The organism is Streptomyces sp. SLBN-31 (genome assembly GCF_006715395.1).
Taxonomy (GTDB): Bacteria; Actinomycetota; Actinomycetes; order Streptomycetales; family Streptomycetaceae; genus Streptomyces.
In genome coordinates this window covers 2,780,862-2,791,048 of record NZ_VFNC01000002.1, presented here as the reverse complement: position 1 = coordinate 2,791,048, position 10,187 = coordinate 2,780,862, and the positions used below count along the sequence as shown (strand labels likewise).

The following is a 10,187-nucleotide window of genomic DNA, read 5'->3' as shown; positions in this document are numbered from 1 at the left end:
CGGGGGCGGCGATCCGCCACCCAGGAAGGGAAATTCGTGACCGATAGGGACAGTGAATTTCTCACCCACGCGTCAGAAGTCGCCTTTGACCTCGGCTGTGACCGCTTCCGCGTCACCGCGCTCACGCTCCGGTCCCGCACCATCGCGTTCACCGAGACCAGCGGCCCGTCGGAGCCGCCTGTCTACTTCGAGGGCGAGCCGCCCGGCACCGGACGCGAGGCGCGTCGCACGTACGACTGGCAGCCCGCCGCCAACGCGCCGTCCTGGATGAACATGGCTTGGCTGTTGGAGGACCTGGCGGCTTGGGTAGGGCAGATGGCCGATGACCGCATCACATTGGTTGGTATCGAGGCGCCGGAGTCGGACTGGTGCGATGTGCTGGTCCTCGATGGCGACAGCCGCTATCGCGTCCGGATCGCTCTCGCTGATCGACACGAAATCCTGGACTTCCCCGGAATGTATCTGCGGGAGATGTTCGCTGAGGGCCGCTATCGCGCCTACCTGACAGAGGACCAGTCAGTGGTCGACCTGCGCGGCGTTCTCTGAGGCGGCGGCTCGTTCCAACCAACGTTTTCTGACCGGACGTTGTCCTGATACAGGCGTCCACTGCGATGCCCGGCGGCATTGCGGCGGCTGCACGAAGCAGGCCACGGATGTGGGGGCAGGAGATCCGTAGGGTCGCGGGTATGACCGACGACCGACAGCAGGAAGAGGCCGCGACGGGCGCCTGGGCGAGGATCGAAGCGTGGTTGGGGCGGAACGCCCCACGCTCCTATATGCTTCCGCCGCCCGCTCCGGAAGCGGACATCCTTGAGGTGGAGCAGGGACTCGACCTCACCATGCCCCCGGGCCTCAAAGCCTTCTACCGCCTCCGCAACGGCACCGGCCACCCCGCCGACTTCGGCTGGACACCCGAGCCCGGGACCGGGCTTCCGCTCCAGGGACGGGGAACGGCCTGGCTGCTGCCGAGGAAGCACGCGATCCCTCCGGTGCGGCAGCTGCCGTACTGGACCGGAGGCCCCCACACCGTCGGCATGCCGGCCGATCCGGCGATGCGGTACCTCGCCTTCGCCGCGACCGACCGCAGTTGCCTGTACGGGCTGTTCACCGACTGCACGCCGGGACCCGGGTACGGACGGATCGGTATTTTCGAGGAGGCCGGCATCCCCAAGCTGGGCGTGTGGCCGTCGTTTGCCGACTACCTCATCGAAGTCGCCGACGCCCTGTACGAGAACCGCGGTGTGGAGTACGCGGACGGGCACCAGGACAAGAAGGTGCCCGGTCTCGTCGACCAGGCCCTGGTGTGGGACCGTCCGACGCGCCCGGTGGACCCCGACTGGACACCCTTCGCCTAGCACCGTGGCCGGAACACCACGGGGTGCTCCGGCCACAGGACCGTTCAGTCAAGGGTCAGTCCAGCCGACCTGGCCGCGACAGCTCCGCCGACCCGCCTCTCGCGCAGCGGCTTTAGGTGGGTGTGCGGCGGAGCTGCCGGATGTACTGCGGTGCGTTGATCGTCCGACCAGTTGCCTCTACGAGCGGCGGGTGCGGCGGGTCATGTAGAGCGCGCCGGCGCCTAGCGCGATCACCACGGCGGCACCACCGGCTATCGCGCCGACCGGTGCGCTGGAGCCGGTTTCGGCCAGGGGCGGAGTGCTGTCGCTGGGGGACGGCGTCGGAGTGGCGGGCGGCGTCGACTGCAGCGGCGGGACGTCCGGAGTGGTCGGCGGCGTGGTGGCCGAGGACGGCTTCGTCGGGGTGGCCGGCGGGGTCGACTCCTTGGCGGGCGGCTGGCTCGCGGGGGGCGTGCTCGGGGTGGCCGGGGTCGACTCCGACGGCGAGGGGGAGCTGGGCTTGTCCGGCGTGCAGGGCTTCTCGCCACCGTTCCACGCGGCGATGAGGTGGTACGGGGTGACGATGTTGTCGGGCTGGTACGGGGCGGGGCCGTGTCCGTCCCCCGACTTGCCGTCGTAGATGACGTCGTCGCCGTACAGGTCGATCTGCCCGTAGCAGTCGGGCGTCTTCACCGCCAGCTTCTGCCAGGTGCGCTTGCCGTCGCCGCTGTTGTCGGCGACGTCGTCGGCCGTGAGGTACACCGTCGCGTGGTCGACGAGGGTCTGGTGGCCGGAGGTGTACCAGTTGGAGCCCTCGGTCGTGTACTCGGCCAGCGAGACCGGGTACTTGCAGCCGTCGCCGACGGTCTGCCCGGGGGCCAGGCGCACTTCTACGGTGCCAGGGACGGTGGTCCACTGGTGGAAGCCGCCCTGCGAGGTCCAGTCGGCGCCGACCGGCTTTCCGTCGGCGTCGACGATGCGGTACTGCACGGTGGCGGACTGGCAGTCGCCGGCCGTCGTGGCGCTCGCCGCGGTTGCTCCGAGCAGCGGAGTGGCGGCGGCGAGGAAAGCGGTTGCAGCAAGGGCGACCGAGGTTCTGGAGCGGGGAGAGCGCGTCAAGATCTGCCTCTGTGGAATCAGGGGTGTGGGAGGTGAGTGGGCGCGCGCGGCCGACCGACGGGCACGAAGACGAGGAGTTCGTGGGGGCGGGGCCACTCGCGTCACTTCGCTCACTTCAGAAACGGTGAGTGAGCCGGATTGTCGCCGGTCCTCACGGCTCCCGTCAATCTCGTGAAGGCGCTCAACTGCCAGGGAGTGAGGGCTGATTGGCCAAGACACGATGTCGAACGGCGCGCTCCACGAGGGGCGGCATTCCCTAGGTCCGCTCGCGGCAGGAACGCGTCGAGCCGTCCGCTGGCGGGGAGTGGGCGGCCGTTATGAGACGTGGTGTCGGCCGCCACGGGACTGTTGTGTGGTCCTCAACCTCAGACTTCTGTCTTCTTACGTCCCGCCTTCTTCATGCTGGACTGGCAAACCCATCGGGCTAGCGCACCCACGAGGAGGGCCACCAAGATGGCTCCCCAGTCGATGACGTGGGGTAGCCCGGGGAAGAAGGCGAAGAATGCAAGGGTGATGACGAGACCCGCGAGGAATGCGGCGATGCCGCCTCGACGCCTGCGTGTCTCCCCTTCCTTGTCCGACCCGTTCTGCTGTTTCTGCTCGACCATGCAGGACTCACTTCGTGATGTGGTGGCACTGGCTCACGCGGCGCACTCCGTTGACGTAGAGGTGGGCGCACGCTTTGCCATAACGAGGCAGTGTCTGGGGAGCGTTGTTCCGCATCGGATCGATCTTGCATTCGTTGTGGGTCTGTCCGCGTGATGTGCGGTAAGTGCGGTTGTTGGTGTCGGCGTAGCTGAAGTCGATCCGCCAGTTGCAGAAGCCGCTGCCGAGTGCCGCGACGAACGCGCAGTCGACGCCGGCGTTCTGATAGGTGATCTTCCTGCCGTTGCCGCGGATGATATGGGTGAACATGCAGCCGGTCGGGACCTTCATGGTCATTCCGCCCACGCTGTACTCGAAGGTTCGTACGGGCGTCGACCCGATCGCGGTGGCGTGGGCCGGCATCGGCGTGGCGAAGGCGAGTGCTGCCGCGGCGGCCAGAGTCGTGGTGAGGCGCGAGAGACGGTGCATGGCCAAGGTGGGCCTTCCTGGTGATCAACTCATGAGCACCTGGGCAACTCGGTACGGAAGCCGACAGTTGCGCGACTGTCATTGATTCCCCGCGATCGAGTGATGACAGGAAGTGGTGCTGACCTGAGGAAACGTTCCGCATCTTTGGTCTCGGGTTCCCCGCCGATCCTGTTCGTTTGAACCTCCAGCCGCCTCCGCCCCGTTGTGCGGACACGACCGGCGATGTCGGTCCGTCGTCGAGGCCGGGAGGTCGCGCTCGTGTTCACGCCGCCCACTTCGACCGCGGGGACGTCCTCGCGTCCTCGCCTCGGTCCTCACGGTCTGTTGCGTCGCCGTAGGGCCGTCATCGACGGGGAGACAGGTTCGGGGCGGGAGGCAAAGGGTGCGGCGGATCGCCTGCAGGCCTCGGAGCCCTCCTGCTCACCTCTGCCGGCCAGCCTCCTGCCCCTGCCCGACGGCTTCGAACTGAACCACCCCCCCGTCCGCATCCGTCGTGCCTCCGCAGGCGGTGTCCGATCGTCTGCGATCCGCCGCAAGCGCGATCTGAGAGGCATGCTTTCTATGCGTTTTATACGCAGACGTTCCATCCTGTTGGTCCTGTTACTGGTTGTCGTCGGGGCGACCGCCGCGACCGCCGTCGGTCTCAGTGGCCGGCACTCCGACGCCGACCGGCTCCGAGGCGCGCCCGCCGCCGACGTCGGCAACGCGGAGCACACCATCACGCTGCAGAACAGGACCGACAGTCGTATCTGGGTGGGCAGTAATGTCAACGCGGACGGGTCTGCCGCGTTGACCGGGCTGCCCGTTCTCGAGCCGGGGCAGTCCGCCACCCTCACCGTCCCCGAGCGTGAGGGCGCCGGGCACTGGCGCGGTACCTTCTTCGCCCGGCAGGGGTGTTCCGGGGACGACGGCAGTACCTTCCACTGCGCGGTCGGTGACTGTGGGCCGTATGCGGATCATTGTTCCACCGGGCAACAGCCCACCAGCCTCGCCGAGTTCAACTTCGACCCCAGTGACTCCCTCGCGCCCTGGTACGACGTCAGTTACGTCGACGCCGTCTCCGCCGCCGTCACCATCACCCCGAACGACATGACCCCGCCCGAGACCGGGGAGTGCGCGGCGGCCGGGTGTGCCGTTGATCTGCTGTCCGCCTGTCCGGCCGAGGATCTCGTCAAGGACCCGGCGTCGGGGAAGTCGTTGGTGTGCGTGAATCCCAATCGGGATGCCAAGACCTCCTACAGCGACTTCGTCAACCAGAAATGCCCTACTGCCTATGCGTGGTCCAAGCAGGATGCGGAGCCCGGTAACAGGACCATGTACCAGTGCACCAAGTGCAGTGGCATGACCGTCACCTTCAACGGGGCGAACAGTCCCAGTACCTCCGATCCTGGTACCACCACGAACCACCCCGCCACCTCCACCCGCAAGGGCGTCAGCCTCAACCCCGTCGACGGTGCCTCCCAGGCGCTCGTCGACTCCAAGGCCTCCTGGTACTTCAACTGGGCTTCGTCGACCGGCAGTGTCATCAAGCCGGACGGGGTCGAGTACGTCCCGATGATCTGGGGTCCCGGCTCCGTCACCGACGAGCAGCTCGGCAGCGCCAAGCGCGAGGGCAGTGAGCTGCTCGGGTTCAACGAGCCCGACTCCGGCTCGCAGGCCGACATGACAGTGGAGCAGGCGCTGGACCTGTGGCCCCGGCTGCAGAGCACCGGCATGCGGCTCGGTGCTCCCGCCGTCGCCTCCGGCGCCGACACCCCCGGCGGCTGGCTGGACCGCTTCATGCAGGGAGCCGAACAGCGCGGCCTGCGCGTCGACTTCATTCCCCTGCACTGGTACGGCGCCGACTTCGGACCCGACGCGGTCAACCAGCTCAGCCAGTACATCCAGCGCGTCCACGACCGCTACCACAAGCCGATCTGGCTGACGGAGTACGGCCTGATCGACTTCTCCCAGGCCACCCCCCGTTACCCCAGCCAGCAGGAGGAGACCGACTTCATCAACTCCTCCACGCGAATGCTGGACGGCCTGGACTACGTCGAGCGCTACGCCTGGTTCACCCTGTCCACCACGACCAGTCCGACCGGCCTCTACGACGGTACGACCGCGAACGCCGCCGGTCGGGCCTACCGCGAGGCGAGCTGAAGGGAGCGCAGCTTTTCCTGGATCTTCGCGGCGTCCGGATGGTCGAACTCCGCGAAGACACCCAGGGCCTGACGCCAGCTGCCGTCGGCCGCCTCCGGTTCGCCGGCGGCCAGTTGAACGTCACCGAGGTGGCCCAGGGTGTGGCCCTCTCCCCACCGGTTGCCGATGTCCCGGTGCGCGTCGAGCGCCTGCCGGTAGTACTCGACCGCACGGTCACGGGCCCCCAACCGGTGGTGGACCGTGCCGAGTACGTCGAGGGCGACCCCCTCGACCCAGCGGTTACCGCTCGCGCGCAGCACGGTCAGGGCCTGCTCCAGGCAGTCGACGGCGTCGTCGAACCGGCCGAGCCGCTGGTAGGCGTCTCCCAGGTTGCTCAGGGCGATGCCCTCTCCCCAGATGTCACCGACGATCCGGTCCAGGGCCAGCCCCCGGCGGCTGTATTCGACGGCCTTGTCCAGCCGGCCGGTCTGGAGGTAGGCGTCCCCGAGGTTGCCCACGGCGCGCAATCTGCCGTCCATGTCGCCGAGTTCGCGGCAGACGGCGATCGACCGGTGGAAGAGCTCGATGGCCTCGTCGAAGCGGCCGTTGCTGCGCAGCGCCGCGGCCGCGTCCGCGAGAGCCTGTGACTCTCCCCGGCTGTCCTGCGCGGCACGGGCCGCGGACAGGCCCGTGCGGGTGGTGTCGAGCCAGTCGCCCAGGTGGCTGCGGAGGTAGAAGAAGCCCCACAGGACGGCGGGCAGGCGCCAGGCGATGCCCGGCTGCCCGGAGTCGGCCGCCTGGTGGACCGCGCCGACCAGGTTGGATCGTTCGGTCTCGCACCAGTCCACGGCCTGGTCGAGGGTCGTGAACGACAGGGGGCGGCAGGAGGCCGGCGGCGGGTCGAGGGGGATCGGGTTGCGGTTCGGGGTGATCAGGGGGTAGGCCGCGGCCGCCGTGTGCAGGTACCAGGACAGCAGCCGCTCCACCGCCAGGTCCCGGTCCCGCGGTGACTCCTCGGCGCGGACGCGCTCGGCGGCGTAGACGCGCAGCAGGTCGTGCAGGGTGTACCGGCCGGGGAAGTACTCGGTGAGCAGGTGGGCCCTGGTCAGTTCGACGAGCAGGCCGCGGGTCTCGCGCGGGGTGAGTCCGGCGAGCGCGGCCGCCGCGGGTGAGGACAGGTCCGGGCCGGCGTGCAGGCCCAGCAGCCGGAACAGCCGTGCGGCCGGCGCGGACAGGGCCTCGTACGACAGGGAGAACACCGTGCGTACGTCGATGGTGATGTCGTCGCCCGCGAACGCGTCGAGGCTGTCGTCGCTGTCCCGCAGTTCCTCCGCGATGGCGCTGAGCGGGAAGTCGGGGTGGGTGGCGGCGCGGGCGGCGACCACGGCGAGGGCCAGCGGCAGCAGCGCGCAACGCGAGATGATCTCGTCCACCGCCCGCGGTTCCCGCTCCAGGCGTGCGGCGCCGAGCCGGCGGGCCAGGAACTCGTGGGCCTCGGCGGGCGTCAGCTGGTTCAGTGTCAGCGGGTGCGCTCCCTCACCGGCGACCAGGCCGGTGAGCTGGTTGCGGCTGGTGACGATGACGAAGCAGCCGGGGGAGCCGGGCAGCAGCGGGCGGACCTGTTCGGCGTCGCGGGCGTTGTCGAGCAGGATCAGCACGCGACGCTCCGCGAGGACGCTGCGGTAGAGCGCCGTCTGCGCCTCAAGGCCGGCGGGCAGTCGCTGCGGGGGGACGCCCAGGGCGTCCAGCAGTACGCGGATGGCCTCCTGCGAACTCATCACCGAGCCGGTCGGGTCGAAACCGCGCAGGTTGACGCAGAGTTGTCCGTCGGGGAAGCGGGCGGCGACCCGGTGCGCCAGGTGCACCGCCAGGGTCGTCTTGCCGACGCCCGCCATGCCCCCGATCGCGCTGATGACGAGCGTGGCGGGAGCGCTCCCGTCGAGCGGCAACATGCCCAGTGTCGCCTTCAGTTCGGCCTCGCGGCCGGTGAAGGTGGGCAGGTCCGCCGGGAGTTGGGCGAGACGCGGGGCGTAGGCCGGACGGCGCGCGGGGCGCTCGGAGGTCTTCGTCCGGGGGGCGGGCGAAGGCGGTGTGGCGGGTGCCGTGGCCACGCCGGCCGGTGCGGAAGACGACTGCGTCTCCGGGGGCTGAGGGGCGGCGGGGACCGGTGGCTCCTGCGGGGAACTCCCGCCCGGCGTCGTCCACGAGGAAGCCCCTGCGCCCAGGCTCGCGTCGGTCGCCAGGATGCGGGCGTGCAGGTCCCGCAAGGGGGCGCCGGGTTCGATGCCCAGTTCCGTCACCAGCGTCGCGCGGGTCCTGCGGTACGCGGCAAGGGCCTCCGCCTGCCTCCCGGACCGGTACAGGGCCAGCATGAGCAGCCGGCACAGCTCCTCGCGCAGCGGGTGCTCACCGGTCAACGACATCAGTTCCGCGATCACCTGGCCGTGGCGGCCGAGCCGGACGTCGAGGTCCAGGCGGATCTCCAGCGCGCTCAGCCGCTCCTCGGCCAGCCGGGCCCGCTCCGACTCGGCCAGCGGGCCGGGCAGGCCGGCCAGTGCCGCGCCCGGCCACCCATCGAGGGCGTCGTGCAGCAGCCGCGCGGCGGTGGACACCTCGCCCGTGGCGGCCGCCTTCGCCGCGTCCGCCGTGCGGCGTTCGAACACGGTCAGGTCCAGGGCCTGTTCCGGGATGCAGGCCCGGTAGCCGTCACCGACCGAGACGATCGTCCGGGGCGGGTCCTCCGGGCCGCGGCCGGGTTCCAGCACCTTGCGCAGCCGCGAGACATAGGTGCGCAGAACGGATACGGCGGCCGTCGGAGGCTCGACACCCCAGACGGCGTCGACGAGTTCGGCGAGCGAGACGGGGTGCCCACGCCGCAGGAGCAGCGCGGCCAGCACGGCCCGCTGCTGCGGAGAACCGAGATCCAGCTCTCGGTCCGCGTGCCAGGCCCGGACGGGCCCCAGCACGGAGAAACGTAAGTCGGTCGAGTTCGCTGCGTTCACGTTGCGGACTCTAGTGACACTTCATGTGCGCGATGTTGCCCGTGTGTTGAACTGTTTCCGTCCGGGGTTGTCACAAGACGTGAGATTCAGTACGTCCCACCCGTGACCGCGCTCACACGCTGAACTTGACCGCCTCCAGCCACACATCGTTGGTGAGGGTGCCGCCGAAGACGTACTCGGGCCGCGGGCCGACACAACCCCACTGTCCCCAGCCGGAGTTGTGGACGCGGGCGGACTGGCAGACCTGTCCGCCGCTGCCGATGTTGATGGCGAACCCGAGCATGTTCGGGGCACTCTTCTTCGCGTGGCCGATGTAGATGTCCTTGCCGTCGGCGGTGTTGGCCGTCCAGTGCGGCATCCACACACCCTTGCCGTCGGCCGAACCGGGTTTGTGGACGAAGGCGTTGGCGGCCGTGCCACTCGTTCCGCGCACCGCGATGTTGAGCGCCTTGATCGACCGGTTCTGACCCGTCGTACCGGCCACCGTGCCGTCGCACACGGGTTTCTGCCAGCCTTGCCCGGAGACGTACGCGCGGTAGCAGATGTGCCGTCCGGGGTCGTTCCTGGCGAGCCGGTTTACTGCGGTGGCGGCGGTGTCCGCTGCGGGCTTGGCGGTCACGGTCGCCGTGGCCGCCGGGGGCCGTACGGTCACCGTGGTGGTCACGCCCGTGGCGCCGTCGGTGTGTTTCTTGCCCTTCGTCCCGCGTTTGCCCTTCCCCGTCGGCGAGGGGCTGGGCGACGGGGACAGCAGGCTGGGCGACACGGAGACGGTCGGCGTCGGTGTGGACGAAGGACCTTGGCTCGACGGTGACTTGCTCAGTTCGTCGCTGGCACCGGCGGCCTTGTTCTGCCCACCGCCCGATCCTCCGCTGCCCAGCAGCACCAGCGGTACGACGACCAGAGCCGCCACTCCGAGCGCCACCGGCCCGACGACCAGCGGGCGATGGAGCAGGCCGGAGGCCCGGTACTCGTCGTCGGACTGACGCGAGGTGCTGCCGGCCTCGGGCTTGGGGCGGCGCAGCAGGTGCCCGGGCACGGGCGGGACGCCCGGGGGCTGCCGCAGCGCGTACCGCCCGTCGCCGTCCCCGCCGTCCAGGTCGGTCGTATCGTCCGTGTCGGCCAGGTCGTCCGCTTCCGAAGCGGCATCGGGAAGGGGCTCCTCGGGCAACCCGCCGTAGGCCACCGCGCCCGCCCGCTCGACCGGTACGGCCCGCCCCACCTCGCCGGCGGGCTCTTCGTGCGGCCGTTCCACCAGCCTGCTGGAACCGTCGGGAGCGACCTCGACGAAGGTCACCTGCTCCACTGCGGGATCGGAAATCGCCGCCGTGACAGTGGCGTCGCGGTCGCTCGCGTACCCGTGCAGCGCGTCGAGGATCGCCGAGTCGACGGACTCCCCGTCGGCGGCCCGTACGGGTACCCCGTCGATGGCGGCGGAGCCGTCGGCGGCGATGACGACCGAGAAGTGTTGCGTCTCTTCGTCCCGGCTCATGCCCTTCCCTTCCTGGCGGTCTGGCTGCGAGGTACAACGGGCCACGCG

General features: G+C 69.8%; 8 protein-coding genes. 3 read left to right on the top strand and 5 right to left on the bottom strand.

The features are described from left to right. Positions 1-36: 36 nt before the first annotated feature. Together FBY22_RS32810 and FBY22_RS32805 are read left to right on the top strand one after the other, a co-directional pair. Positions 37-546, top strand: a complete 510-nt coding sequence (locus FBY22_RS32810) for a hypothetical protein (RefSeq protein ID WP_142151604.1) — start codon at positions 37-39, stop codon at positions 544-546. A gap of 140 nt (positions 547-686) precedes the next feature. After that, entirely contained in the window at positions 687-1,355 is a 669-nt protein-coding gene (locus FBY22_RS32805; RefSeq protein WP_260845232.1) for an SMI1/KNR4 family protein, read from the top strand. Between the two features lie 177 nt (positions 1,356-1,532). Here FBY22_RS32805 and FBY22_RS32800 read toward each other — a convergent pair whose 3' ends face one another. The 3 genes from FBY22_RS32800 to FBY22_RS32790 all read right to left on the bottom strand — a co-directional run bounded on the left by FBY22_RS32800 (position 1,533) and on the right by FBY22_RS32790 (position 3,527). Beyond that, positions 1,533-2,453, bottom strand: a complete 921-nt coding sequence (locus FBY22_RS32800) for a hypothetical protein (RefSeq protein WP_142151602.1) — start codon at positions 2,451-2,453, stop codon at positions 1,533-1,535. A gap of 365 nt (positions 2,454-2,818) precedes the next feature. Continuing rightward, entirely contained in the window at positions 2,819-3,061 is a 243-nt protein-coding gene (locus FBY22_RS32795) for a hypothetical protein (protein WP_142151601.1), read from the bottom strand. 7 nt (positions 3,062-3,068) lie between these two features. Then, positions 3,069-3,527 (bottom strand): hypothetical protein, encoded by a 459-nt coding sequence (locus FBY22_RS32790; protein WP_260845329.1) that lies wholly within the window; start codon positions 3,525-3,527, stop codon positions 3,069-3,071. A 591-nt stretch (positions 3,528-4,118) separates the two neighbouring features. Between FBY22_RS32790 and FBY22_RS32785 the strand changes: the two genes are divergently transcribed. Beyond that, a complete protein-coding gene (locus FBY22_RS32785) occupies positions 4,119-5,669 on the top strand; it encodes a glycosyl hydrolase (RefSeq protein ID WP_260845231.1) in 1,551 nt (516 codons plus the stop codon). Here the strand turns inward: FBY22_RS32785 and FBY22_RS32780 are convergent. Both FBY22_RS32780 and FBY22_RS32775 read right to left on the bottom strand, forming a co-directional pair. Continuing rightward, positions 5,651-8,650: a BTAD domain-containing putative transcriptional regulator gene (locus FBY22_RS32780; RefSeq protein ID WP_260845230.1), complete on the bottom strand. Its 3,000-nt coding sequence runs from the start codon at positions 8,648-8,650 to the stop codon at positions 5,651-5,653. The two genes, FBY22_RS32785 and FBY22_RS32780, sit on opposite strands and share 19 nt — an antisense overlap. Before the next feature lie 112 nt (positions 8,651-8,762). After that, on the bottom strand, positions 8,763-10,139 hold the full coding sequence (locus tag FBY22_RS32775; RefSeq protein ID WP_142151599.1) for a hypothetical protein: 1,377 nt from the start codon (positions 10,137-10,139) through the stop codon (positions 8,763-8,765). Positions 10,140-10,187: the final 48 nt, after the last annotated feature.

Bases quoted from the DNA above. Each gene is read 5' to 3' on its own strand.
- FBY22_RS32775 (WP_142151599.1), bottom strand. From the start codon at position 10,139: ATGAGCCGGGACGAAGAGACGCAACACTTCTCGGTCGTCATCGCCGCC.
- FBY22_RS32790 (WP_260845329.1), bottom strand. From the start codon at position 3,527: ATGCACCGTCTCTCGCGCCTCACCACGACTCTGGCCGCCGCGGCAGCA.
- FBY22_RS32795 (WP_142151601.1), bottom strand. From the start codon at position 3,061: ATGGTCGAGCAGAAACAGCAGAACGGGTCGGACAAGGAAGGGGAGACA.
- FBY22_RS32805 (WP_260845232.1), top strand. From the start codon at position 687: ATGACCGACGACCGACAGCAGGAAGAGGCCGCGACGGGCGCCTGGGCG.